Source organism: Rhizobium sp. NPDC092011 (assembly GCF_044756305.1).
Classification (GTDB): domain Bacteria; phylum Pseudomonadota; class Alphaproteobacteria; order Rhizobiales; family Rhizobiaceae; genus Rhizobium.
The window spans coordinates 232,230-257,353 of sequence record NZ_JBIVSO010000004.1; the positions used below are offsets into that span (position 1 = coordinate 232,230).

The 25,124-nt window shown below is 60.5% G+C and carries 24 protein-coding genes; 13 read left to right on the forward strand and 11 right to left on the reverse strand.

What is annotated here, in order from left to right; genetic code table 11:
- Positions 1–60: 60 nt before the first annotated feature.
- Positions 61–780: an alpha/beta hydrolase gene (locus ACIQJ2_RS19440; protein WP_400674707.1), complete on the reverse strand. Its 720-nt coding sequence runs from the start codon at positions 778–780 to the stop codon at positions 61–63.
- Positions 781–1,060: 280 nt separating this feature from the next.
- Between ACIQJ2_RS19440 and ACIQJ2_RS19445 the strand changes: the two genes are divergently transcribed.
- From ACIQJ2_RS19445 to leuC, 7 genes are all read left to right on the forward strand, one after another.
- Positions 1,061–2,671 (forward strand): winged helix-turn-helix domain-containing tetratricopeptide repeat protein, encoded by a 1,611-nt coding sequence (locus tag ACIQJ2_RS19445; RefSeq protein ID WP_400674626.1) that lies wholly within the window; start codon positions 1,061–1,063, stop codon positions 2,669–2,671.
- A gap of 136 nt (positions 2,672–2,807) precedes the next feature.
- Positions 2,808–3,224, forward strand: a complete 417-nt coding sequence (locus tag ACIQJ2_RS19450; protein ID WP_400674624.1) for a DUF1801 domain-containing protein — start codon at positions 2,808–2,810, stop codon at positions 3,222–3,224.
- Positions 3,225–3,500: 276 nt separating this feature from the next.
- On the forward strand, positions 3,501–4,043 hold the full coding sequence (gene rplS, locus ACIQJ2_RS19455; protein ID WP_199151661.1) for a 50S ribosomal protein L19: 543 nt from the start codon (positions 3,501–3,503) through the stop codon (positions 4,041–4,043).
- Between the two features lie 214 nt (positions 4,044–4,257).
- Positions 4,258–5,055 carry a basic amino acid ABC transporter substrate-binding protein gene (locus ACIQJ2_RS19460; protein WP_400674621.1) on the forward strand — a complete coding sequence of 266 codons (798 nt, stop codon included), beginning with the start codon at positions 4,258–4,260 and terminating at the stop codon, positions 5,053–5,055.
- A gap of 34 nt (positions 5,056–5,089) precedes the next feature.
- Entirely contained in the window at positions 5,090–5,968 is an 879-nt protein-coding gene (locus ACIQJ2_RS19465; RefSeq protein ID WP_199146395.1) for an amino acid ABC transporter permease, read from the forward strand.
- A gap of 201 nt (positions 5,969–6,169) precedes the next feature.
- Positions 6,170–6,292 (forward strand): hypothetical protein, encoded by a 123-nt coding sequence (locus ACIQJ2_RS19470; protein ID WP_280949825.1) that lies wholly within the window; start codon positions 6,170–6,172, stop codon positions 6,290–6,292.
- 69 nt (positions 6,293–6,361) lie between these two features.
- Positions 6,362–7,771, forward strand: coding sequence for a 3-isopropylmalate dehydratase large subunit (leuC, locus tag ACIQJ2_RS19475; protein WP_400674618.1), 1,410 nt, complete (start codon positions 6,362–6,364; stop codon positions 7,769–7,771).
- 75 nt (positions 7,772–7,846) lie between these two features.
- Here the strand turns inward: leuC and ACIQJ2_RS19480 are convergent, their stop codons facing one another.
- A complete protein-coding gene (locus ACIQJ2_RS19480; RefSeq protein ID WP_400674615.1) occupies positions 7,847–8,743 on the reverse strand; it encodes an EamA family transporter in 897 nt (298 codons plus the stop codon).
- A gap of 82 nt (positions 8,744–8,825) precedes the next feature.
- Here ACIQJ2_RS19480 and ACIQJ2_RS19485 point away from each other — a divergent pair, with 82 nt between their 5' ends.
- Positions 8,826–9,317, forward strand: coding sequence for a MarR family winged helix-turn-helix transcriptional regulator (locus ACIQJ2_RS19485; RefSeq protein ID WP_400674613.1), 492 nt, complete (start codon positions 8,826–8,828; stop codon positions 9,315–9,317).
- On the opposite strand, the gene ACIQJ2_RS19490 is transcribed toward ACIQJ2_RS19485, so the two are convergent.
- Positions 9,287–10,216, reverse strand: coding sequence for a LysR family transcriptional regulator (locus tag ACIQJ2_RS19490; RefSeq protein ID WP_400674610.1), 930 nt, complete (start codon positions 10,214–10,216; stop codon positions 9,287–9,289). The genes ACIQJ2_RS19485 and ACIQJ2_RS19490 overlap by 31 nt on opposite strands.
- Positions 10,217–10,350: 134 nt before the next feature.
- Here ACIQJ2_RS19490 and ACIQJ2_RS19495 point away from each other — a divergent pair, with 134 nt between their 5' ends.
- On the forward strand, positions 10,351–11,811 hold the full coding sequence (locus ACIQJ2_RS19495; protein WP_400674705.1) for an MFS transporter: 1,461 nt from the start codon (positions 10,351–10,353) through the stop codon (positions 11,809–11,811).
- Between the two features lie 40 nt (positions 11,812–11,851).
- Here the strand turns inward: ACIQJ2_RS19495 and ACIQJ2_RS19500 are convergent, their stop codons facing one another.
- Positions 11,852–12,562, reverse strand: a complete 711-nt coding sequence (locus ACIQJ2_RS19500) for a glutathione S-transferase family protein (protein ID WP_400674607.1) — start codon at positions 12,560–12,562, stop codon at positions 11,852–11,854.
- 113 nt (positions 12,563–12,675) lie between these two features.
- Between ACIQJ2_RS19500 and ACIQJ2_RS19505 the strand changes: the two genes are divergently transcribed.
- Entirely contained in the window at positions 12,676–13,608 is a 933-nt protein-coding gene (locus ACIQJ2_RS19505) for a LysR substrate-binding domain-containing protein (protein WP_400674605.1), read from the forward strand.
- Positions 13,609–13,679: 71 nt separating this feature from the next.
- Here the strand turns inward: ACIQJ2_RS19505 and ACIQJ2_RS19510 are convergent, their stop codons facing one another.
- Positions 13,680–14,510 carry an aldo/keto reductase gene (locus tag ACIQJ2_RS19510; protein WP_400674602.1) on the reverse strand — a complete coding sequence of 277 codons (831 nt, stop codon included), beginning with the start codon at positions 14,508–14,510 and terminating at the stop codon, positions 13,680–13,682.
- Positions 14,511–14,995: 485 nt separating this feature from the next.
- On the opposite strand from ACIQJ2_RS19510, the gene ACIQJ2_RS19515 reads away from it, so the two are divergent.
- Positions 14,996–15,679: a response regulator transcription factor gene (locus ACIQJ2_RS19515; RefSeq protein WP_199146377.1), complete on the forward strand. Its 684-nt coding sequence runs from the start codon at positions 14,996–14,998 to the stop codon at positions 15,677–15,679.
- A 9-nt stretch (positions 15,680–15,688) separates the two neighbouring features.
- Complete coding sequence (locus tag ACIQJ2_RS19520; protein ID WP_199146375.1) at positions 15,689–16,144, forward strand: cyclic nucleotide-binding domain-containing protein; 456 nt, start codon at positions 15,689–15,691, stop codon at positions 16,142–16,144.
- Positions 16,145–16,185: 41 nt separating this feature from the next.
- Here ACIQJ2_RS19520 and ACIQJ2_RS19525 read toward each other — a convergent pair whose 3' ends face one another.
- The 6 genes from ACIQJ2_RS19525 to tesB form a co-directional block, all read right to left on the reverse strand.
- Positions 16,186–16,989, reverse strand: a complete 804-nt coding sequence (locus ACIQJ2_RS19525; protein WP_400674597.1) for an exodeoxyribonuclease III — start codon at positions 16,987–16,989, stop codon at positions 16,186–16,188.
- Between the two features lie 215 nt (positions 16,990–17,204).
- Entirely contained in the window at positions 17,205–17,855 is a 651-nt protein-coding gene (locus ACIQJ2_RS19530; protein ID WP_199146371.1) for an outer membrane lipoprotein carrier protein LolA, read from the reverse strand.
- Positions 17,856–18,009: 154 nt separating this feature from the next.
- A complete protein-coding gene (locus ACIQJ2_RS19535; RefSeq protein ID WP_199146370.1) occupies positions 18,010–20,667 on the reverse strand; it encodes a DNA translocase FtsK in 2,658 nt (885 codons plus the stop codon).
- A gap of 273 nt (positions 20,668–20,940) precedes the next feature.
- Positions 20,941–22,314 carry an ammonium transporter gene (locus ACIQJ2_RS19540; RefSeq protein WP_199146369.1) on the reverse strand — a complete coding sequence of 458 codons (1,374 nt, stop codon included), beginning with the start codon at positions 22,312–22,314 and terminating at the stop codon, positions 20,941–20,943.
- A 27-nt stretch (positions 22,315–22,341) separates the two neighbouring features.
- Positions 22,342–22,692, reverse strand: coding sequence for a P-II family nitrogen regulator (locus ACIQJ2_RS19545; protein WP_034509110.1), 351 nt, complete (start codon positions 22,690–22,692; stop codon positions 22,342–22,344).
- Between the two features lie 214 nt (positions 22,693–22,906).
- Complete coding sequence (gene tesB, locus ACIQJ2_RS19550; protein ID WP_400674592.1) at positions 22,907–23,791, reverse strand: acyl-CoA thioesterase II; 885 nt, start codon at positions 23,789–23,791, stop codon at positions 22,907–22,909.
- Positions 23,792–23,874: 83 nt separating this feature from the next.
- Here tesB and ACIQJ2_RS19555 point away from each other — a divergent pair, with 83 nt between their 5' ends.
- Positions 23,875–25,089 carry a ubiquinone biosynthesis hydroxylase gene (locus ACIQJ2_RS19555; protein ID WP_400674590.1) on the forward strand — a complete coding sequence of 405 codons (1,215 nt, stop codon included), beginning with the start codon at positions 23,875–23,877 and terminating at the stop codon, positions 25,087–25,089.
- Positions 25,090–25,124: the final 35 nt, after the last annotated feature.

Genomic DNA, 25,124 nt, shown 5'->3' on the forward strand with positions numbered 1-25,124 from the left:
GGCATCCCGCGCGGAGACGACGGGATGCCCTTGGCCAATCGGTAGCCGAGCCTTGCTCGGTTACTTCTTTGCGCCTTCCGCTGCAGTTTCGATGAGCTTGGCGACTTCACCGGGCTTCGAAACATAGATGGCGTGGCTTCCGGCCACCTCGATGGTGGTGGCACCGGCACGCTTCGCCATCATCCGCTGTACGGCCGGCGGAATCATGCGATCTTCCGTGGTGACCATGTACCAGCTCTTCTTCTCTTTCCATGCCGGCGTCGTGACCGTGCCGCCTGCGGCGCCAAGTCCCCATGGAACCTGAGAGGCTGCCATAAACTGGGCAATATCCGGCTTCACGTCGGCGGCGAAGGCCGCCGCGAACTTGGCCTTGTCGAGAAACAGGAAGCCATCCTGCGGCGGGAGGATTGGGGGCGGAGCGGCATCCTTCGGCGAATTGGCCTTCAAGACGGAGATGACCGATTCTCCCGCGTCGGGGGCAAAGGCCGTGATGTAAACCAGAGCTGCAACCTTTGGATCGTTGCCCGCCTCCGTGATGACGGCGCCGCCATAGGAATGCCCCACCAGCACGACGTCTCCCTTGGTGGCGTCGATCGCACGCTTGGTCACGGCAACGTCGTCGGCAAGCGAGATAGTGGGATTCTGCACCACCGTCACGTCATAGCCGTCCTTCTTCAGCTTGGCGTAGACGCCCTCCCAGCCGGATCCATCGACAAAGCCGCCATGCACAAGAACGATCGGCTTCTTGGCGCCTTCAGCCGCAAGGGCCGGAACCGCCATAAGGCTCGCCGCCGCGATTGCCAGAACCGAGGATAATGATATCAATGGACCTCTCCCTTGCTTGATACAACGGAGGAGGTTGTACAGAGGCAGCAAGGACCGGTATCGAAGCTTTGCCGAAAAATTTCCGAAAATTGAGTATCCGCACCTGTAACAGACGGCTTACACTCCGCGTAAAATACCAAACCAGGGGCGGCATGGATCCATCCCGCGCCGCGACATTCAAATGACCCGAACACGGGTTCGACAACGCGCCTAAAACCGGCGGAAAACACACTTGATGCTGAGACGTCGTTTTGCCTTCGGCGAATTCCTCCTAAACCCTGAGAACGGTACGCTGACCAAGAGCGGAAAAAGGGTAGCGATCGGCCGAAGAGGCGCCTTGCTGCTGGAGACATTGCTGAAACGGCAAGGTGAAATCGTTACCAAGGAAGAGCTGATCGATGCTGCCTGGACAGGCAGATGCGTTGAAGAGAGCAACCTTTCCGTCCAGATCGCCCTTTTGCGCAAGGCGATCGGACTCGATCCCGAGGGGCGTGAGTGGATCGACACTATCCCGCGTGTTGGCTATTGCCTTCGCGCCGATCCGGCCCAGGCGGGATCGCGCGCCACACCACGGGAAAGGCAATCCCTCGCAGTACTGCCCTTCATCAACCTCGGGCCGGAGCAGGACGAGGATTTCTTTGCCGACGGCCTGGTCGACGAAATCATCTCGACCCTGTCGAAAGTGCCCGGCCTCATGGTCACAGCCAGAACATCGAGCTTCGTCTATCGCGGACGCTCGGTGGATATCCGGAACATCGCCGAGGAACTCGGCGTCCGCTTCATCCTGGAAGGCAGCATCCGCAGGAGCGGCGCCCGCATTCGCATCGCCAGCCAACTTTGTGACGGCGCCACGGGCAGCCAGCTCTGGAGCGAAAGATACGAGCGGGATTTTGCCGATATATTCTTGTTGCAGGACGACATTGCCCGCCGGGTCGGCATTGGGCTGCTTACCGTGCTGAACCCTGTCGAGGCCGCCGAATGGCCAGCACTGCCCTCGGCGGGAACGGCAAATCCGGAGGCCTATCTGGCCTATCTTCGCGGCCGCGCCATGCAGCGCGGCGCAACCCAAAATGCAGAAGTGTTCCGCCGCACGACGGAGTTCTTTCGCCAGGCCATCGCCTGCGATCCGAAATATGCGGCACCTTATGCGGCGCTCGCCATGGCCCTCGCGCACAATCACTACAACCGCTGGACCGAGGATGCGGATCGATCGCTGGACGAAGCCGAACGTCTCGTGGCGGAAGCTATGGCTAGGGACAGCAACGATCCTCTTTCGCACGGCGTCGCCGCGCTGATCGCCAAATATCGCAAAGACTATGAAAAATGGGAGACGGAGGTCGAGACGGCACTCGCCCTGAACCCGAATTTCGCGCCGGCCCTATCGCTGCGAGGGACCTTGCGGATGTATAGCGGCAATCCGCAGGCGGCGATCCGCGATCTCGAGCGCGCGATCCGGCTGGATCCTCATTTTTCCCAGGCCTATCTTCACCATCTCGGCGTCGCCCACATCGTGATCGGCGAGTTCGAAAAGGCTCTCACAATACTTAAGGATAGGATCGCACTGGTTCCGCAAACCGATATGAGCCGGGCATGCCTGGCCTCGGCGCTTGGAAACCTCGGGCGCATCGACGAAGCCCGGCAGATCTGGAGCGAGCTTCTCGCGATCCACCCGCAATACACCTATGCCGACGGAATCGGCCAGATGCCTTTCAAGAACCCCGATGACCTCGCCAGGATCGCAGCTGGCCTTGTGCGAGCCGGCCTTGTGCGAGCCGGACTATGTACCGCAGATCAGAACAATTTCGATGGTAGCGAGCGGGATCAGGCGATAAAACCTGGAGCATGATGCCGAAAAGTGTGAGCTGTTTTCAAACGACGCCGCGCTCCAATTCGATTCCATTGCGGATTCAGATTTAGGCCGAACCGACTTAGAGTCCTTTGGCTCTGTGCCGCAGGCCACGTCAACGAGGAGGACAAAGAGGATGACGAAGAACGACGCCGCGGATGATCAGGAAATCTCCCCGTCCCGACTGATAGACCCGCGGATCCAGGAACTCGACGATTGGCGCGGCAAGACCTTGGCGAAAGTCCGGACGCTCATCAAGCAAGCCGAACCGGATGTGGTCGAGGAATGGAAATGGCGCGGCGTGCCGGTCTGGTCGCGCGACGGCATCATCTGCACCGGCGAAACCTACAAGAGCGTCGTGAAGCTCACTTTCGCCAAAGGCGCCTCACTCGAGGATCCCTCCCGCCTCTTTAATTCGAGCCTCGAAGGCAACACGCGGCGGGCCATCGATATCCGCGAGAACGAGGATATGAACGAAGAGGCGTTGAAGGCGCTCGTTCGCGCGGCAGCAGCGCTGAATGCATCCACGCGGAAAAAGCCAAAGAACGGCTGAGCGGTATCCCAGGCGCTGATGTCTATGATAAATTGCCGTTTAGGCCGCTGACACGGCAGTAAAGCCCACTTAATTCCGCCGCAAGGGGTGACAAGGGCGCGACAATAGGGTATGTGCGCGCCCGGTATGGGAAACTTCCCATCAACCACCAAAGAAAAGCAGACGTATTCGCCCCTGCCTTTGCAGGCATATATCCGAGGCGAGACCTTGATGGTCCGACCGGGGATAGATCGTTCAGGGCGCTCTGGCTGTTGAAGCAACAACGAGGTTGATACTATGAACATCATTCAGCAGTTGGAAGCCGAACAGGCTGCCAAAATCGAAGCCAAGCGCACCCTTCCCGAATTCTCCGCTGGCGACACCGTTCGCGTCAACGTGAAGGTCACGGAAGGCAACCGTACCCGCGTTCAGGCCTATGAAGGCGTTTGCATCGCTCGCTCGGGCGGCGGTCTGCAGGAAAACTTCACGGTCCGCAAGATCTCCTACGGCGAAGGCGTCGAGCGCGTATTCCCGGTTTACTCGCCGATGATCGAAAGCGTCGAAGTCGTTCGCCGCGGTAAGGTCCGTCGCGCCAAGCTCTACTACCTCCGCGACCTGCGCGGTAAGGCTGCTCGTATCGTTGAAAACACCGGCACCCGCGCCCGCAAGCTCAACGACGCCGAACGTCAGGCATTCGCCGAAGAAAAGGCTCGCATCGAAGCCGAGAAGGTTGCAGCCGCTCAGGCTCTCGCAGCCGAGAAGGCAGCAGCAGAAGCCGCAGAAGCAAAGGCAGCTGCCGAAGCTGCTGCAGCCGCAGCAGCCGAGCCGGCCGCAGAATAAGTTTCGATCCAAAAGGATCGCGATGCTTGAAGGCGACCTCGGGGTCGCCTTTTTGCTGCCTGCCGCAGGCGCTCGCCGGCAAACGGGAAATTTCTCCTTCTGCCGCTCGATTTAGAGTTACTTTTCCATTTTTGTGATTGCGGCCATGGCAACGGCCTTGCCATAGGCTTTCCAAATATGACACCTTTCCGCCGCGCTAATCGGGGAGATTTCCATGGCATTCCGTCGTTCGTTCCTTCTGGGCCTCAGCGCCCTCGTGCTTGCACCTTTCGCTTCCTTCGCCGCCGATCTTCCGAACCTCAACGGCAAGACCGTCATCGTCGTCACGGAGAACGCCTACCCGCCGCTTCAATTCGTCGACGCCAAATCCGGCAAGGCGATCGGCTGGGAATATGACGCGATGAACGAGATCGCCAAGCGGCTGAATTTCAAGGTCGAATACCAGAACACCAGCTGGGACGCGATGATCCAGGCGGTCTCGGAAGGCCAGTACAACATCGGCATGACCGGCATCACCATCAAGGATGAGCGCAAGCAGAAGGTCGATTTCTCCGATCCCTACATGCGCTCCGAGCAGTTCATGCTCGTGCGCGGCGACGAGAAGCGCTTCACCGATGCCAAGAGCTTCGCCGCCCTCAAGGAAGGCCTGATCGGCGCGCAGCCGGGCACCACGCCCTTCTACACGGCGGTATATTCTGTGCTCGATGGCAACGAACAGAATCCGCGCATCAAGACCTTCGAAACCTTCGGCGCCACAGTTCAGGCACTGAAGACCGGCGACGTCGATCTGGTTCTGACCGATGGCACTGCCGGTAAGGGCTATGTCGACGCCTCCAACGGCGGCCTGAAGCTCATCGGTGGCCCGCTCGGCTCGGAAGACTTCGGCTTCATCTTCCAGAAGGGTTCCGATCTCGTCGCTCCGATCAATGCGGCAATCGCCAGCCTCAAGGCCGACGGCACCTTCGACGCTTTGAACAAGAAGTGGTTCCTCGACTACAAGATGGGCCAATGAAATTGGCAGATCGACATACTGGAAGCCCGCTCTGATGGCGCCTTTGTCAGGCCCGGGCGGGCACCGCGGCAAGGATGACTTTCCCTGGTGGTTGGTTGCCCTTGCCATTCTCGGCGTTGTCGCTTCCGTCGCTATCGCGGCGAACGGCCTCTATGCTCAGATATTCTCGCTATTGCTCAACGGCATCGGTGTCACGATCTTCGTGACGCTGGTGGCGTTCACGCTTGCCATGCTGCTTGGCCTTGGGCTTGCGCTACTCGGGCTGTCCGATTTTCTCGTACTGCGGCAGGTAACACGCTTCTACATCGAGATCGTGCGCGGCATCCCGATGCTCGTACTGCTCTCCTACGTCGCCTTCGTCGGCACCCCCGCCTTCGTCGCCGTCTACAATTTCATCATCTCGCCGTTGATATCAGCCGGTTGGGCAAGCCCCCTCGTCACCCGCGACGTACCGTTCGTCTGGCGCACCATCATCGCGCTGACGATCGGCTATTCCTCCTTCATCGCCGAGATCTTCCGCGCCGGCATCCAGGCGGTCGACCAGGGCCAGATCGAGGCGGCAAAGGCGCTGGGTCTCAGCCGCTTCCAGCGTTTCCGCCTCGTCGTCTTTCCGCAGGCGATCCGCGTCATCCTGCCGCCGCTCTCGAACGACTTCATCGCCATGGTCAAGGACAGTTCGCTGGTGTCAGTGCTTGGGGTTGCCGATATCAGTCAGCTCGCCAAGCTCTACTACTCGGCCAATTTCCGCTATTTCGAAACGCTGTCGATCCTCGCCTTCATCTACCTGCTGCTGACGATCGGCCTGTCGCTGTTGCTGCGGCAGCTCGAAGCCTGGATGCGTCGGCGTTCGGGCAGCGACCGCTCCGCCTTCCCCCGCATGGCGGCCGGCCAGCCGCCCGGCGCACAGGTGTGATCGAGACAAGCGTGATCGGTGCGGCCTACTGCATAATTCCTTAAATCGGGATCGATTTAAGGATAAAATTATGCAGCAGATTAAAAGTGCGACAGCGACCTTTGCGCGTCATGCATGACGCGCGGCGCTGTAGCGCCGACCGTACCGACACGCCCACAGTCGCCATTGCCGAAGGTTTTGAAAATTGATATGAGCATGCTCATGAGTAAGATCATGAGCAAGGACGGACAATACGTCACGGCTTTCGTGCTGCAGGACCACAAGCGCCTGCCGGCACGTTTCTTTGCGATGATTTCGGGCGCGCTCAACAGCCGACTTCGCTGATCACACCCGAGGCCGGCGGTCCTGATCCGTCACCCCCACCTTCGACAATGCCAATATGGATCTTTAGCCATGAGCGCTCCACGCACACTTTACGATAAAATCTGGGATGACCATCTGGTCGACGCGCAAGACGACGGCACCTGTCTTCTCTATATCGACCGCCACCTCGTTCACGAGGTGACGTCACCGCAGGCATTCGAAGGCCTGCGCATGACCGGTCGAAAGGTTCACGCTCCCCAGAAGACGCTGGCTGTCGTCGACCATAACGTTCCGACCTCGGCCGATCGCCACCTCGGCATCAAGAACGAGGAAAGCCGCATCCAGGTCGAGCAGCTGGCCAAGAATGCCGCCGAATTCGGCGTGGAATACTACTCCGAGAGCGACAAGCGCCAGGGCATCGTCCACATCATCGGCCCCGAGCAGGGCTTCACCCTGCCCGGCATGACCATCGTCTGCGGTGACAGCCATACCTCGACGCACGGCGCCTTCGGCTCGCTGGCGCACGGCATCGGCACCTCCGAGGTCGAGCATGTGCTCGCGACCCAGACGCTGATCCAGAAGAAGGCCAAGAACATGCTGGTGCAGGTCGACGGCCAGCTGCCGCCGGGCGTCACCGCCAAGGACATCATCCTTGCGATCATCGGCGAAATCGGCACCGCAGGCGGCACCGGATACGTCATCGAATATGCCGGCGAAGCTATCCGCTCGCTGTCGATGGAAGGTCGCATGACCATCTGCAACATGTCGATCGAAGGCGGCGCCCGCGCCGGCCTCATCGCTCCCGATGACATCACCTTCGAATACATCAAGGGCAAGCCGCGCGCGCCGAAGGGCGAAGCGCTGGAGCAGGCAATCGCCTATTGGAAAACCCTGCAGTCGGACGAAGGCGCGCATTACGACCGCATCGTCAAGCTCGACGCCGCAAGCCTGCCGCCGATCGTGTCCTGGGGCTCCTCGCCAGAAGACGTCATCTCCATCCAGGGCATCGTTCCGAACCCTGACGAAATCCAGGACGAGACCAAGCGCACCTCCAAGTGGCGCGCGCTTGACTATATGGGCCTGAAGCCGGGCACGCCGATGACCGAGATCAGCATCGATCGTGTCTTCATCGGCTCCTGCACCAACGGCCGCATCGAAGACCTGCGCGCCGTCGCCAAGGTCGTCGAAGGCAAGACAGTGGCTGCCACGGTCGACGCCATGATCGTTCCGGGCTCCGGCCTCGTGAAGGAACAGGCGGAAGCCGAAGGCCTCGACAAGATCTTCAAGGCTGCCGGTTTCGACTGGCGCGAGCCTGGCTGTTCCATGTGCCTCGCGATGAACGACGACCGCCTGAAGCCGGGTGAACGCTGCGCTTCGACCTCGAACCGCAACTTCGAAGGCCGCCAGGGCTTCAAGGGCCGTACGCATCTGGTCTCGCCGGCGATGGCCGCGGCAGCTGCGATCGCCGGCCACTTCGTCGATATCCGCGAGTGGAACTGATCCTCTCAAAGGCATTGATGTCAAAGGGCGGCCCAATGGCCGCCCTTTTCATTTGTTGATGCAGAATGTGCGCTATCACTTCGATACGACGGGCTGGTTTCCAGGGCTGGCTTGAACCGGCTGCGGAGCCTGCTGCGCTTTCTGGCTGAGCCAGACGCTGCCGAGTACCACGACGATGCCGAAGATCTGCATCGGGCTCAGCTGCTGGCCCAGCACTGCCCAACCGAGGATCACGGCCATCGCAGGGCTGAGAAAGCCGAGTGGCGAGACAACGGATGGCTCCAGCCTCGACAGGCCGCGGAACCAGAGAATATAGGTCAGCGCTGCACCGATCAGCCCGAGATAGGCAAAGCCGAGAATGTTTGCGCCGGTCAGATGCGGCAAGGGCGGCTCAAGCAGCAAGGCGACCGGCAGCAACAGGAGGCCACCTGCGGTCAACTGCCAGGCCGTAAAGGTCAGCGGCGATACATCAGGCCGCCAGCGGCGGCTGAGGACGGTTCCAGCCGCCATGGAGAAGGCGCCGGCAATACCGGCAACGATGCCGATCGGATCGAGCGTCGCATTCGGCGTCAGGATCAGCAGCGCAACACCGGCAATGCCGGCAATGGCAGCGACGATCGAAAGACTGCGGATCGGCGACCCCAGCAGCAACCGCGCCAGCAGGATGACGATCAACGGCTGGATCGAGCCGACCGTCGCCGCCACACCTCCAGGCAGGCGATAGGCCGAGATGAACAGCAGCCACCAGAAGATGGAGAAGTTCAGCGCCCCGAGCACGAGCGACTTCAGCCACCAGATCCCGTGCGGTAGACGCCGTACGATGGCAAGCAGCAGCAACCCGGCAGGAAGGGCGCGCAGCATGGCAACCGTGAGGGGATAGCCGGCCGGCAGCAGCTGTGTCGTCACGATATAGGTGCTGCCCCAGATCGCGGGGGCGATAGCGGTCAGCAGCAGGTCGAAATTGCGGTTCATGGCCTTGGCCTCAAATTTATCTTGACCTCAAGATAATCCGAAATATCTTGACGTCAAGATAAATCCATGGCGATGTCACGCCATGGATCGCATCGACAAAATTCTTGCCCAATGGCGCCGCGAGCGGCCGGATCTCGATACCACGGCGATGGGCCTCTTCGGGCGCATGCGCAACCTTACGCTCCATCTCGCGCGCGAAATGGAAAAGACCTTCGCAGGCTTCGACCTCAATTCGGCAAACTTCGACATGCTGGCGACCCTGCGCCGCTCGGGCGAGCCTTATACCCTCTCCCCGAGCGACCTGATGGAAACGATGATGGTGACATCGGGTACGATGACCAACCGGATCGACCAGCTGGAAAAAGCCGGCCTCGTGGCCCGTAGCCAGAACCCGAATGACGGCCGCAGTTTCTTGGTATCGCTGACGCCGAAGGGTTTCGAACTCATCGACGCGGCGGTGACGGCGCATGTCGAAACGCAGGTCCGGCTGATCTCGACGCTATCGGAAGAGGAACGGACAGCGTTGGATGGCCTGCTCCGCACCTATTTAGCCAGCTTCGAATCCAGCACCTGATCCAAACGCCGCTCGGAGCAAACATCGCGAATGCAGCCGCGTAGCCAGCGATGCGCCGGATCTGCGTCCATCCGCGGGTGCCACAGCAGCGAAATCGCCACGCCTGACGTCGGAACAGGCAGCGTGAAGCTATGCATGTCCGTTCGCAGATTACCCGTATATCGTTCCGGCACGCTGACGATCATATCGGAAGCCCGGGCCAAAGCCAAAGCCGCCGAAAAGCTGCCGACAATGGTCGCGATCTGCCGTTCCAACCCCACGCCTGCAAGCGCCTGATCAATCTCCCCTTTTCGCAAGCCGCGTCGCGAAACGAGAATATGCCGACCGGCAGCGTAGCTCTCCGGCGTCATCGAACCCACGCTCAAAGGATGCCCACGGCGCACGACGCCAACAAATCGGTCGTGAAACAAGGCCTGCGTCCGCAATTCCGGGCCGGTATCATCACCCACAACGCCGGTTTCCAGGTCGATCGTGCCGTCACGCAATGGCGCGCTGTCCTTGTCGAGCTTCTGCGTGAAGTAGAGCCGCACTCCGGGCGCCTGTTCGGCGAGGCGTGCGATCAGCTCCGCACCGAAATTCTCCACGAAGCCCTCGCGGGTGCGAATCGTGAAGGTCCGGGCAAGCTGCTTGAGGTCCAACACCTCGGAGGGCCGCAAGGCTGCCTCCGCTTCCTGAACAAGCTGCCCGACCCGCTCGCGCAACTCCAGAGCCCTCGGCGTCGGCACAAGCCCGCGCCCGGCCCTGACCAGCAACGGATCGCCGGTCGTCTCACGCAAGCGGGCGAGCGCCCGGCTCATGGCAGACGGGCTCAGCTGCAAGCGCCTGGCCGCGCGGGCAACGCTGCCCTCAGCAAGCAGGACATTGAGAGTGACGAGAAGATTGAGATCAGGCGTGGACATGAGGCGACCATAACATGATTTCATCGATATATAGCGTCAGGCGCACGAATGAAGTGCAAATGCTGCGCATTCCGCCACATCAGGTGAATGACTACGATCCGCGAGACCTTTGGACCTCGTCAGAATCGGAGCACATGTTGAAACCAATCGCCGAAACATCGGAGAAAACGACACCCGGGCGCACGCAAGCCGCGCCTTCGATCCGCTGGGCACTCGCCAGCCTTTCGCTTTCCATGCTGATGCCTTCGCTCGGCACCAGCATCGCCAATATCGCTCTGCCGACGCTGGCCCAGGCATTCGGCGCACCCTTCCAGCAAGTGCAATGGATCGTGCTTGCCTATCTGCTCGCCATCACGACACTGATCGTGAGCGTGGGACGCCTTGGAGACATGGTCGGCCGCCGCAGGCTGCTGTTGGGCGGAATAACGCTCTTCACCCTTGCTTCGCTCTTGGCCGGGATTGCACCGACGCTGTGGCTGCTGATTGCAGCTCGCGCCGTACAGGGCCTCGGCGCCGCCATGATGATGGCGCTGACGGTTGCAATGGTCGGTGAAACAGTGCCGAAGGAGCGGACAGGTAGTGCCATGGGCCTGCTCGGCACCATGTCCGCCATCGGCACAACCCTTGGCCCTTCCCTCGGCGGCATCCTGATCGCCGGCTTCGGCTGGAAAGCCATCTTCCTCATCAACATCCCCCTCGGCATCGCGAACTTTCTTCTCGCCATGCGCTTTCTGCCAGCGGATCGGCGGAACCATGGGGCAAGCCAGGGACGGCTGGATACGATCGGCACCCTGCTCCTGGCTCTTACCTTGGCCGCCTACGCGCTCGCAATGACCATTGGACATGGCAGCTTCGGAGCGGTGAATGTCGGCCTGCTACTTGCCGCAGCTTGCGGCGTCGCTCTCTTTGTGGTCGCCGAAACGAAAGTGAAATCGCCGCTGCTGCGCCTTTCGATGTTCCGCGATACGGCGCTGAGTGCCGGCCTTGCCATGAGCACCCTCGTTTCGACGGTCATTATGGTGACACTGGTGGTCGGGCCTTTCTATCTATCGCGCGCACTCGGCTTTGATGCCGCTCATGTCGGCGCCATCATGTCTGCCGGGCCACTGGTTTCGGCACTGACGGGCGTGCCGGCCGGCCGTATCGTTGATCGTCTCGGCGCTCACCGCATGACTGTAACAGGTCTCGTCGGCATGATGATCGGCCTGTCCTTGCTCGCAGCCCTGCAAGGCAAGTTCGGAATTGCCGGCTATGTCGGCCCACTGGCCATTGTCAGCGTGAACTATGCGCTGTTTCAGGCGGCCAACAACACCACGATCATGAGCAACATTTCTCAAGAGCAGCGCGGCGTCATTTCCGGCATGTTGAGCCTGTCGCGGAACCTCGGGCTGATAACAGGCGCATCCGTCATGGGCGCGGTTTTCACATTCGCCTCCGGAGCTACCGACATCACGGCAGCGCGTGCGGACGCAGTTGCCGCCGGAATGCAGGTAACATTCATCACTGCCGCTCTGCTGATCGCCGCGACGCTCGGTGTCGCACTGACGAGCCTTCTTTTTACCCGACGCTCCAACCTTCTCGAAGACGTGTCATGAAAGGAAAAGCCTGAAGCATTGACTTCAGGCTTTTCGAAGTTCAGGCGTTCGGACGGACGCGCTTCAGCGCATCATCCACGCTGATGCCGCCGAGATAACCGCCGGCCGACTGCGCCGGCTTTTCGTCCTCGATCGCGTGGGCGAATTTGACGGCTGGGTCCTCTTCCAGCTGCAGGTATAGCCGCTCGATATTGGGATAGTCGGCACGATCCACCACGTCGTGGTAGTCGGTCCAGCGGGCGATGCCCAAGAAATAGGCGTCGGCCAACGACTTGCGATCTCCCAGCAGCCATTTCTTGTCGCCAAGCATCCTGTCGAGATCCGCATGCGCCTTGCGCACCTTGAAGCCCCCATACTCTCGCAATGCCGCCTTTGCCGCTTCGTCTCCACCGTGTTCATACACATACCAAAGCGGCGCAAACGAGCTGAAGAAGCTGGTATTGAGATAGGCAAGCATGCGGTTGAGCCTGTCAAACTCTTCGGTTCCCTGCGCAAACGCCAAACCCGTATCGGTGCTCTCAGCGCCAAGATGGTTGAGAATGGCGATGCTTTCCGTCAGCACGGCACCGCTGCCCGTGATCAGGGCAGGCGTCTCACCGACAGGATTGATGAAGCGATAGCCGCCGCTCATGAAGTCTTCCTTGATCATCTCGACGCGGGAGAGCCTGTAGGGCTTTCCCAACCACTCGAGTGCGACGATCGATCCGAAGGAGCATCCCGAGGGGACTCCGTAAAACAGTATCGGTTCCATATTTTCTCCTGAAGTTACGAGGCACAACCTCGATATCAGCAATATGGATTTGTGGACTTTAAACCGGTAGACCGTTAAATTCGAACCAAAAGTCTCCCCATGTGGACATTTCTATGCCGCTAAACCTCAATGATTTGCAGATCTTCGTCCACGCGGTCGACAATGGCGGCTTCGCCGCCGCCGCGCGCAGGCTGGACATGCCGAAATCGACGATCAGCAAACGCATTGCCGCTCTGGAAGCGGATCTCGACACGCGCTTGCTGCACCGCACCTCGCGCAGCTTCATGCTGACCGATTCCGGACGGGACTTCTACGAGCACGCGACAGCCGCGCTGATCGAAGCGGAAGCAGCTGAAAACGCAGTGCGGCGACGTCACACCGAGCCGAGCGGCGTCGTTCGTATCACCGCTTCCGTGCCGTCAGCCCAATTCGTGCTCGCGGATCATCTTCCCTCGCTTGCCGTTGCCTATCCCAAGCTGACACTGCAGATCCATGCCACCGACCGTTTCGTCGATCTGGTGCAGGAAGGTTTCGATATCGCCGTGCGCAGCCACTTCTCGCCGCTGCCGGATTCCGAACTGGTCCAAAGGCAGGTCGCGGTTGACGACGTGATTCTGGTGGCTGCCCCCGCCTATCTCGAAAAGCACGGCTCGCCCACCGATCCGCAGGCGCTGCAGCATCATGACGGCTTGCTCGTTTCGCAGACCGCCAAGACATGGCAGCTGCAGAATGCGAAAGGCTTATCGCTTGCGGTTTCCCCCCGCTGCCGATTCGTCGCCGACGAGACGCTTGTCTTGCTGCGGGTGACGATCTCGGGCCTCGGAGTCGCCTGCCTGCCGGAAGCCGCGTGCGAAGCGGCACTTGAGCGCGGTCAGATCGTTCGGGTCTTGCCAGGCTGGACGGCCGGCAGCGTCACCACCACGATCCTCACCACCCACCGCCGCGGCCAATTGCCGGGCGTGCGCGCCGTCGTCGAGTTTCTCGCAAGACGCTTGGCGGCCCGCCATGGCGATACGGATGACCCAACACACCGGGAGATGCGCTGAAAAGAAGAAGGCCCGATGCGATTGCACCGGGCCTTCCTTTGAAATTTCAGATTATTCGCGCGAGCCAGATATCAGAACGTCGCCGTCATCGGATCCGGGCCGATACGGCCGCTGGCCGAATCGAGCTTGGCGATTTCGGCCAGATCGTCGCTGTCGAGCTTGAAGTCGAAAACCTTGAGGTTTTCCTCGATACGGCTCGGCGTTACCGACTTCGGGATGACGATCAGGCCGTTGTCGATGTGCCAGCGAATAATGACCTGCGCCGGCGTGCGGCCGTGCTTGGCCGCGACCTTGCCGATCGTGGCATTTTCCAGAAGCTTGCCCTGGCCGAGCGGGCTCCAGGACTGCGTTTTGATGCCGAGCTTGTCGTGCACTTCACGCAGCGCCTTCTGCTGGAAGGTCGGATGCAGCTCGATCTGGTTCAGGACGGGCGTGACGCCCGTCTCGCCGATGATGCGGTCGAGATGCTCCTTGGCGAAGTTGGAGACGCCGATCGAGCGGGCACGGCCCTCTTCCTTCAGGCGCACAAAGGCTTTCCAGGTATCGAGGTAACGGTCGCGATGCGGCGACGGCCAGTGGATGAGATAAAGATCGATATAGCCGGTTCCCAGCCGCTTCAGGCTTTCGTCGAAGGCCTTCAGAGTGGAATCGAAGCCTTGCGCCTCGTTCCACAGCTTGGTGGTCAGGAAGATATCCTTCCGGGCAACGCCCGACTGGCGGATACCTTCGCCGACGCCATCTTCGTTGGCATAGATGGCTGCGGTATCGACATGGCGATAGCCGGCTTTCAAAGCGGTGCTGACGGCCATCGGCGCGACGTTTTCCGGCGTCTGCCAGACACCGAGGCCAACCTGTGGAATGGAATTGCCGTCGTTGAACGTAATTGTCGTTTGCGTAGTCACGGTAAGTCTCCAGGTGATCGATAGGGAATGGAGTGAAGGCGTGATTTAAATTTTGAAAGAAACAATTTGGGCCAAGCCCGCGCGGGCGCGCCGGTAGAAGACCTATATAATGGAAAGGTTCCGGATTTTAACCCCAGGCGATAATTGAGGCAACGTGAACGGTCGGCCTTTTGCTGCAGAACAGTTGCCCATCGCATCGCCGACACTCGCTGTCATCGCAATTCCAAGGCAGGAACGATCGAGGACTTTAAACGAGCAAGGCGATAACGGTTACCCGGCGTAGCAGACACAGCACATGCGAAAGCAACCCGGATGAGCCCACCCTTGCCTTTTCCATTTCGCTCACATGTTTTTGCTTTGCGCGTGATTTCATTTGAAATCATAGCAGTTTCAAGCAAACCACCAAGCCTAGGCTGCGTCTCGACTTGCTAAAAATGCAATTTGGCGTAGGACTTAGGAGGGATTAGAACGAGGATCCGAACGGCATGACCGCACGCACCATTCTCCTGGTGGACGATGACAACGACCTGCGCGAGATGCTGGTCGAGCAATTATCGCTCTACGAGGAATTCAACGTCCTGCAGGAAGTGACGGCTGGAAAGGGTGTGCAGACCGCTCGCACCGTGCCTGTCGACCTCCTCATCATGGATGTCGGGTTGCCTGACATGGATGGCCGCGAAGCCGTGAAGCTGCTGCGTAAGAACGGCTTCAAGGCGCCGATCATCATGTTGACGGGCCATGATACGGATTCGGATACCATTCTCGGCCTGGAGGCCGGCGCCAACGATTATGTGACGAAGCCCTTCCGCTTCGCCGTGCTGCTTGCCCGCATCCGCGCTCAATTGCGCCAGCACGAGCAGAGCGAGGACGCGACCTTCACTGTCGGACGCTATCTCTTCAAGCCGAGCCAGAAGCTTTTGACCACTGAAGACGGCCAGAAGATCCGCCTTACCGAAAAGGAAGCGGCGATCATCCGCTATCTCTATCGCGCCGACCAAAAGGTCGTGACCCGCGATATCCTGCTCGAAGAAGTCTGGGGCTATAATTCCGGCGTGACCACCCACACGCTCGAGACCCACGTCTATCGCCTTCGCCAGAAGATCGAGCGCGATCCATCCAATGCCGAAATTCTGGTGACGGAAAACGGTGGCTACAAGATCATTCCATAGGCCACAGACATGGCACTGAACGACGATATCCGCCTGCTGTCGCAACTGCCGCTCTTCCACGGCATGGGCGATGAACCGTTGCGGCTGATCGCCTTCGGCGCCGATCGCCGTCGCGTGTCCGAAGGGCAGACCCTGTTTCGAGAGAAATCGCCGGCCGAATGCGCTTATGTCGTCACGCGCGGCAGTTTCGAGCTCAGCACCGTCGACACCTCGGGGCAAAGGCAGGTGGAAGCCGTGGTGCAGGCCGGCACAATGCTCTCCGAACTTGCCCTGGTGACGCTGGTGGAGCGAAAATATACGGCCGTCGCCGCCGAGGAGTCTGATGTCATCCGCATCACACGCGCCCTCTTCCACCGGCTGATCGAGGAATACCCCGACGCCGGGCTGCTGATCCAGAATCGCATCCGCGAAAACTTCGCGGCCCTTGCCCGGCAAACGGCCGCGCTTCTCGGCCGTTTTTCCTGAGGGCCTGCGATCAAGGGCCTTCGACTAGATCGTCCTAAAGATTAGAGATCGAAATGCGCCACGACCGGCACGTGATCTGACGGGCGATCCCAGCCGCGCGCTGCCTTCAGAATCTCGATTCGCTGGAGGTGCGGACCAAGATCCGATGACGACCAGATATGGTCGAGCCGGCGGCCGCGATCGGCTGCTTCCCAATCCTTGGCGCGATAGCTCCACCACGTATAGAGCTTCTCACTGGCAGGCACCTGCTGGCGCATCAGGTCAAGCCAGGCGCCGCGCTTCATCACTTCGATCAACCCGTCGGTCTCGATCGGCGTATGGCTGACGATCTTCAGCAGCTGCTTGTGCGACCAGACATCGTGTTCCAGCGGCGCGATGTTGAGATCGCCGACGAGAATTGCAGACGTGTTCTGCTCGGCATTGGCATGCAGCTTCTTCATCTCCTCGATGAAGTCGAGCTTATGGCCGAATTTCGGATTAATAGTGCGATCCGGCTCATCGCCACCAGCCGGAACGTAGAAATTGTGCAGGCGGATACGGCGACCACCGCGCTCGAAGATCGCGGAGATGTGCCTGCTGTCCCCGACATTGCAGTAATCCTGGCGGTGATCTTCAGTCAGGGGAAAACGCGAGGCGATCGCCACGCCGTGATAACCCTTCTGGCCGTGGATGATGATTTGCTCGTAGCCGAGCGCCTTCAGCGGCGCATAGGGGAAAAGCTCGTTCGGAACCTTGGTTTCCTGCAGGCAGAGAATGTCGGGCCGAGCCTGCATGACGAACTGTTCGACGATGGGCATGCGCAGCCGCACCGAATTGATGTTCCACGTCGCAATCGAAAATCCCATGCCCAAGCCTTTCCCGTCGTGAGCGTAAGGCTTTAGACCGGCTGCAGCGGAAAGAAAAGGTCATTCCGGCACGTCTCCAGCCCCGGAGTCATTCGAGGATAAGCGCGAGGCGGTTTTCCGTCCGGAATTGCGGAACGACAAAAAGAAAAAGCCTTTCCGCGATTCGAAGAAAAACGGAAAGGCTCTGGGGCCGGAGATACCGGTCGGTGCTTGCGTCAGCGCGTGTAATCGATGCGGAAAACGCTGTCGTCGAAGGCGATGTTGGTCTTGACGTTGTTGATGATGACGTCGGTCGTCTTGCCCTGCGGATCGATCACCGTCCACTGACGCAGGTCGTAGGTCTTCGAATCGAAGATCATCGTGATGGTCGAATCGCCAAAAACGGTACGATTGCCGAGCGTGATCTTGGTGAGATCCGGCTTCGAGTCGACATCCCTCACCATGTCGGCAGAAAGGTCGATCTTGTTGGCAAGCAGCAGGCTCAGCGGTGTCTTCGACAGCTGATACATGTTTCTCGTCTGCGTCTGATCGTTGAGGACCTGCACGTTGTTTCCGTCGCAAATTACGCGCATGCGGGACGGTGGATCGTAGTTGAAGCGCATCTTGCCCGGGCGCAGAATGAAAAACGTGCCGCTCATCTGGTCGCCGCGCGGCCCGATCTGCAGAAAGCCTCCCTTCATCGACTTGATGGACGAGAAGTGATCGGCGATGGCTTGCGCAATGCTGGGATTGACGGCCGCGGCCTGCGCCTGCGCAAGGGCCGAAACCGGCAGAGCGCTTGCCGCACCGACCGCGACCACGGCGCCGAGAAAATGTCGGCGGCTCAGGGAAAGTCGGGTGGACGGCTGCGCATCAAACTTTTTCATCGAATTCTCCTTCATGCTTCGTCCATGGCGCGCAAAATCGGCGTCTTCATGGCGCGGCGACTCAGAGCCCCTGAGGGGCCGCGATCAAATTTGCCTGATCATAGGCGCAGTTACGAACATAGGCAGGGATAGGTGACACGGAAAGTGGATCGCCTCAGCGATCCAGAATATCCGCCTCGGTGGGAACGAGAATTTCGCGCTTGCCTGCATGATTGGCAGGGCCGATCACGCCTTCCTGCTCCATGCGCTCGATCAGCGAAGCGGCCCGATTGTAACCGATGCCGAGCCGGCGCTGGATGTAGGAGGTCGAAGCCTTGCCGTCGCGCAGCACGATCGCAACGGCCTGATCGTAAGGGTCGTCCGATTCGGAGAGGTTGGAGGTGCCGGCCGGCCCGTGGCCGTCTTCGTCCTCATCCTCGTCGATGGTGATGGCATCGAGATATTGCGGCGCGCCCTGGGTCTTCAGATAGGCAACGATATCCTCGACTTCGCCATCGGCGACGAAAGGACCGTGCACGCGCTGGATGCGGCCGCCTCCGGCCATGTAGAGCATGTCGCCCATGCCGAGCAGCTGCTCGGCGCCCTGTTCGCCGAGAATGGTGCGGCTGTCGATCTTTGACGTCACCTGGAAGGAGATGCGCGTCGGGAAGTTTGCCTTGATCGTGCCGGTGATGACATCGACCGAGGGGCGCTGGGTCGCCATGATGACATGGATGCCGGCTGCACGCGCCATCTGCGCCAGGCGCTGCACCGCGCCTTCGATATCCTTGCCTGCGACCATCATCAGATCGGCCATTTCGTCGATGATGACGACGATATAGGGCATCGGCTTCAGGTCGAATTCTTCCGTCTCGTAGATCGCCTCGCCGGTGTGGCGGTCGAAGCCGGTCTGCACCGTACGGCTGATCGCTTCGCCCTTGGCGACGGCCTGTTCGACGCGCGTGTTGAAGCCGTCGATGTTGCGCACGCCGATCTTCGACATCTTCTTGTAGCGCTCTTCCATCTCGCGGACGGTCCATTTGAGCGCGACGACGGCCTTCTTCGGATCGGTAACGACAGGCGACAGCAGGTGCGGGATACCGTCATAGACGGAGAGTTCCAGCATTTTCGGATCGATCATGATCAGGCGGCACTGTTCCGGCGTCATGCGATAGAGCAGCGACAGGATCATGGTGTTGATGGCGACGGACTTGCCCGAGCCGGTGGTGCCGGCAACGAGCAGGTGCGGCATCTTGGCGAGGTCGGCAATGACCGGCTCGCCGCCGATCGTCTTGCCAAGCGCCATGGCCAGCTTGGCTTTCGACGACTCGAAATCGCGGCTGGCAACGAGTTCGCGCAGATAGACGGTCTCGCGCGTGGAATTCGGCAGCTCGATACCGATGGCATTGCGGCCGGGAACGACTGCGACGCGGGCAGCAATCGCGCTCATCGAGCGGGCGATGTCGTCGGCAAGACCGATGACGCGGGAAGACTTGATGCCGGGCGCCGGTTCCAGCTCGTAAAGCGTGACGACGGGGCCGGGACGAACATGGATGATCTCGCCCTTGACGCCGAAATCTTCCAGCACGCCTTCGAGCATGCGGGCATTCTGCTCCAGCGCGTCGGCCGAGAGCGTTGCATCGCGGGTGACGGCCTTCGGTTCGGCGAGCAGATGTACGGCTGGAAGCTGGAAGCCGTATGGACGAATGAAGGAGGTCTGCGCTTCGCGCTCCGCCCGCGCGCCCGGCTTCGGACGCGATGCGGGGGGAACGACACGCTGACCGGCTGCCGCCTTCGGCGAGGCAGGACGCAACGGCCATTCATCGTCATCCTCGTCGTCGGGCAGAATCCCGGCAGGGCGCGGCGGATCTCGGTCATAGGCCGAATCATCGTCCTCATCGTCGCCGAGGCTGATGGAGGGCGCGGATACGACGCGACGCGCAGCCGAGCCTTCGAGCGACGGTTCGACGCGGGCCATCGGCGCCTTGGCTCGAGCCGGCTCATTCAAGGTGCCGAATTCGTCGTCATTGAAATCGTAAGGAGCATCAAATGCATGGTCGCGGCGCTTGCGCGGCCCCATGCCGAACAGGCGGCGAAGGCGGGCCTGCGTATTGTACCAGGCGTGCATGACCGCACCGAAGGCCATGAAGTTGCTCAGGAAGCTGCCGCGGTCGTCATCTTCGTCTTCATCACCGACACGGCGCGCGCGGCTGCGTGTTTCCTCGTACTCTTCTTCATCCTCTTCGTCTTCGACGGGGCCCTCTCCGATCACGCCAGCGCCGAAGAGCATGAGCCAGATCGCGGGAACGGCAAGCACGGAACCTATGACGATAGCAACGACGCCGCTTGGATAGGTGCCGATGAAGAGCGCGGGAAAACGCAGCAGGATATCGCCGATAACCCCGCCGATACCGTTCGGGATCGGCCAGGTCGGCGGCGCTGGGAAGCAGGCCATGGAACCGGCCGCGACGATGCAGCCGCCGAGCCACGCGCCGAGACGCGACGGTACGCGGTTGAGCTTGCGATTGGAGATGAAGGCGAAGGCCCAGGCGGCAACGGGCAGCATTGCGACCAGGGACGTCAGGCCAAGGGCTTGCATCATGATGTCGGCAAATGCGGCACCGGGAAAACCGAGCAGGTTCGTCGGAGCATTGCCTGTGGCGTAAGAATAGCTGGGGTCCATGACGTTCCACGTCGCCAGCGCCGCAACGGCGAGCGCTAACAGGAACAGCAATGCGAAGCCGGCCAGACCCTTGACCTGACGCCAAACCACACTCGATAGCGATAAACGGTCGGGGCGACCGCTCAACGCCGCCGAATTGCTTCTGCCCATGATATCCAGCCCCGTTCCGTGTCGAAAGCGCAAGCGAATCGGTCTATGCCCACTCGCCGGCAGGTTAGCCCTACCTAATCAGAGGAGGGTTAATGGCATATTAACCATGCGCCCCAAGCTCTCGGATGACAGTCATTTGCAGGCAAATGGTAGTGCATAAACAAAAAGGGCCCGAACCGAGGTTCGGGCCAAAAGCAACCCGCTTGCGATGAAGCGGGCTGCGACGGGACGTTCAGCGATGCCGGCTTCTGGCACCGGCATCGCAAGCTCCGATCAGGAATTGTGGTAGGCGGCTTCGCCATGCGAGGCGAGGTCGAGACCTTCGCGCTCAGCTTCCGGAACCACGCGCAGGCCGATGATGACGTCGACGATCTTGTAGAGGATTGCCGAGCCGATACCGCACCACAGGATGGTGGTGACGACGGCGGTCAGCTGCACCATCACCTGGCTGCCCATGGTGACGCCATCGGCATAGCCGACGCCGCCGAGCGATGCGCTGGCGAAGATGCCGGTTGCGATAGCGCCGAAGATGCCGCCGATGCAGTGTACGCCGAAGACGTCAGCCGTATCGTCGTAGCCGAACTTGTTCTTCACCACGGAAACGAAGAAGTAGCAGAGCGGCGAGACGATCAGGCCCATGATGATCGCGCCCATCGGACCGGCGATACCAGCGGCAGGCGTGATGGCGACGAGGCCGGCAACCATGCCCGAAGCGCCGCCGAGCATGGAGGCTTTGCCGCGGGTAAAGGTTTCAACCAGCGACCAGGAGATGATGGCAGCTGCGGTTGCGACGAAGGTGTTGACGGTTGCGAGCATCGCACCGCCGGAGGCTTCGAGGTTGGAACCGGCATTGAAGCCGAACCAACCGACCCAGAGCATGGAAGCGCCGACCATGGTCAGCGTCATGGAGTGCGGGGCCATCATGTCCTTACCGAAGCCGATGCGCTTGCCGACGAGCAGCGCGCCGACGAAGCCGGCGATACCGGCATTGATGTGAACGACCGTGCCGCCAGCGAAATCGAGAGCGCCCATCTTGAAGAGCATGCCGTTGGAATCCCAGACCATATGGGCGATCGGGAAGTAGACGAAGGTCGCCCACAGTGCGCAGAAGAGGATGGCAGCGCCGAACTTGATGCGTTCTGCGAAGGCGCCGATGATCAGAGCCGGCGTGATGGCGGCAAAGGTCATCTGGAACAGCATGAAGATGAATTCAGGAATGACGACGCCCTTGGAGAAGGTCGGAGCGGTTGTCGCGGTCGAGACGCCCGAAAGGAACATCTTGGCCGTACCGCCCCAATAGGGGCTGGTGCCGCCGCCGAACGCGAAGGAATAGCCATAGAGAACCCAAAGGAGCATCACCACGGCGCCGATCATGGTGCACTGCATCAGGACCGAGAGCATGTTCTTGGAGCGGACGAGACCGCCATAGAACAGGGCAAGGCCCGGCACGAGCATGAACAGCACGAGAATGGTGGAGATGAACATGAAGGCGGTATCGCCCTTGTCCGGCACCGGCGCAGCGGCGGTTGCCGCAGCCGCAGCGGCAGCCGGAGCTGCATCCTGCGCGAAAGCGATCGCCGGCGCGAGCACCGCCGCAGAAAGCATGCCGACCCGTGTCAGGGCGGAGGAAAGCTTGGAAATTGACATGCAAATAACTCCCTGATCAGCCGTGTTTTACAGAGCTTCAGAATCGGTTTCGCCCGTACGGATGCGCACGGCATGGTCGATCGAGTAGACAAAGATCTTGCCGTCGCCGATCTGGCCGGTCTTGGCGGCAGACGCGATGGCCTCGACGGCCTTGTCGACGATCTCGGACGCGACCGCGACCTCGATCTTCAGCTTCGGCAGGAAGCTGACGGCATATTCCGTGCCGCGATAGATCTCGGTGTGCCCCTTCTGGCGCCCGTAGCCTTTCACTTCGGTAACAGTCAGGCCCTGAATGCCGACAGCGGTAAGGGCCTCGCGGACCTCATCGAGCTTGAACGGCTTGATAATGGCCATCACAATTTTCATCTGGTTTCCCATCCTTTGTTTAGCCTCGGCATGGAGCCGACTCTCCTTGCCGCCGACGAAAGTTTCAGCAGCGACTGGAGATAGACATTCAAAGGGCGTGCCAGATTCGGAGCGCCGTCTTAAATTATTGAAATTAAACGGATTTATTGCCGAAGCCTAATAAGTTGGCGTTCAGCGGCAACGCAATAGCACAAATAAAGTGCATCTTTATAGGTTTGCACCTTATTTAATCATTTGCCTTCTTGCGAATCAGGCCCTCCTGCGCCACCGACGCAATCAGGACACCGGATCGCGTAAACAGGCTGCCGCGGGTGAAACCGCGCGCGCCGGAAGCGCTGGGGCTTTCCTGGCTGTAGAGCAGCCAGTCGTCGAGTTTGAACGGACGATGAAACCACATGGCGTGGTCAAGGCTCGCCACCTGTATGCTCGGGTCGAGGACCGAAGTGCCATGTGCATTAAGGGCAACGTCGAGCAGGGTCATGTCCGAGAGATAAGCGAGCACCGCCTTCTGATAGAGCCGGTCATCCGGGACAGGCCCGGTCAGGCGCACCCAGATATTCTGCTTCTGGCTCGGCTGAGAGCGGGAAAAATAGCTCTCGATCGAGACGGGGCGGATCTCGATTGCTCGCCTGCCGGCCCAGTAGCGACGCACATTCTCAGGCGCATGAACGATGTAGCGCGCCTTGATCTGCTCTTCATCCATCAATTCCTCTGGCATCGGTACGGCTGGCATGTCTCCCTGATGCTCGAAGCCGGGTTCATCAACCTGGAAAGAGGCCGTCAGGGCGAAGATCGCCTTGCCGTGCTGGATCGCCAGCACGCGCCGCGTGTTGAAGCTGGATCCGTCGCGCAGCCGATCCACCTGATAGAGGATCGGCACCGAAGGATCGCCCGGCAGCATGAAATAGGCATGCAGCGAATGCGCGAAACGATCGCCCTCAACCGTCCGCTGCGCCGCCATCAGCGCCTGACCGATAACCTGGCCGCCGAAGACGCGCTGCCAGCCCACCTGCGGGCTGTTGCCGCGAAACAGGTTCATCTCGATCGTTTCCAGATCGAGCGTCGCCAGCACGGTTTCCATGGGGGTGGGCTTTTCCGTCTCTCGCGACATTTTGCTTGAACTCCGATGGTAGGAACCGTGAACAGGATGATCTATATAGAGCAGGAAGTGACAGTAAGACACAGGGAAGCGCTATGTTGGACATGCTGGTAGTGGGTGGCGGATACGTGGGTCTTGCCGCAGCGGTCGCAGTCAAGCAGGCAGCTCCGCATCTCGACGTCATGGTCGTGGAGGCCGCTCCGGAATCCGTATGGAAGAAGGATATGCGGGCATCGGCGATCATTGCCGCCGCATCCAAGATGCTGGAGGTTCTCGGCGTCTGGAACGAGATCGCGCCGGAGGCCGAGCCGATCACGCGCATGATCGTCACCGATTCGCGCACCAGCGATCCCGTGCGGCCGGTCTTTCTCACCTTTGACGGCGAGGTTGCCGAAGGCCAGCCCTTCGCCCATATGGTGCAGAACGTCACCATGGTCGGCGCATTGCGCGGCGCCTGCGAGTGCCTGGGCGTCACCATACGCCACGGGCTCAGCGCCACCGGCTTCGTGACCGATGACAGCAAGACCACGCTCACCCTTTCGGATGGCAGCACACTGGAGACGAAGCTTCTGGTTGCCTGTGACGGCGTCCGCTCCAAACTGCGCGATATGGCCGGCATCAAGACGGTCAACTGGGACTACGGTCAGTCCGGCATCGTCGTCACCGTCGAGCACGAGCGGCCGCACGAGGGCTGCGCGGAGGAGCATTTCCTGCCCTCCGGTCCCTTCGCCATCCTGCCGCTGAAGAACAACCGCTCCTCGCTTGTCTGGACGGAACGTACCTCCGATGCCGAACGACTGGTCGCCTCCGACGACCTCATCTTCGAAGAGGAGCTGGAACGCCGCTTTGGCCACAAGCTCGGCACGCTGCGCACAGTCGGCGATCGCCGCGCCTTCCCGCTTGGTCTGACGCTTGCCCGCGCCTTTGTTGCACCGCGCTTTGCGCTGGCGGGCGATGCCGCCCACGGCATCCACCCGATCTCCGGCCAGGGCCTCAATCTCGGCTTCAAGGATGTGGCGGCGCTCGCCGAAACCATCGTCGAAGCCGACCGCCTCGGCCTCGATATCGGCTCGATCAATATCCTCGAGCGCTACCAGACCTGGCGCCGCTTCGACACCTTCCGCATGGGGGTGACCACCGATGTGCTCAACCGGCTGTTCTCCAACGACAACACGCCGCTGCGCATCGCCCGCGATTTCGGCCTCGGCATCGTCGACCGCCTGCCCAGCCTCAAATCCTTCTTCATCGGCCAGGCCGCCGGGACCACAGCCAAGGACAATCCGCGCCTGCTGGCTGGTGAAGCGATCTGAACGCGCCGGAGCAAGCGCATTTGATCTCGGGCAAG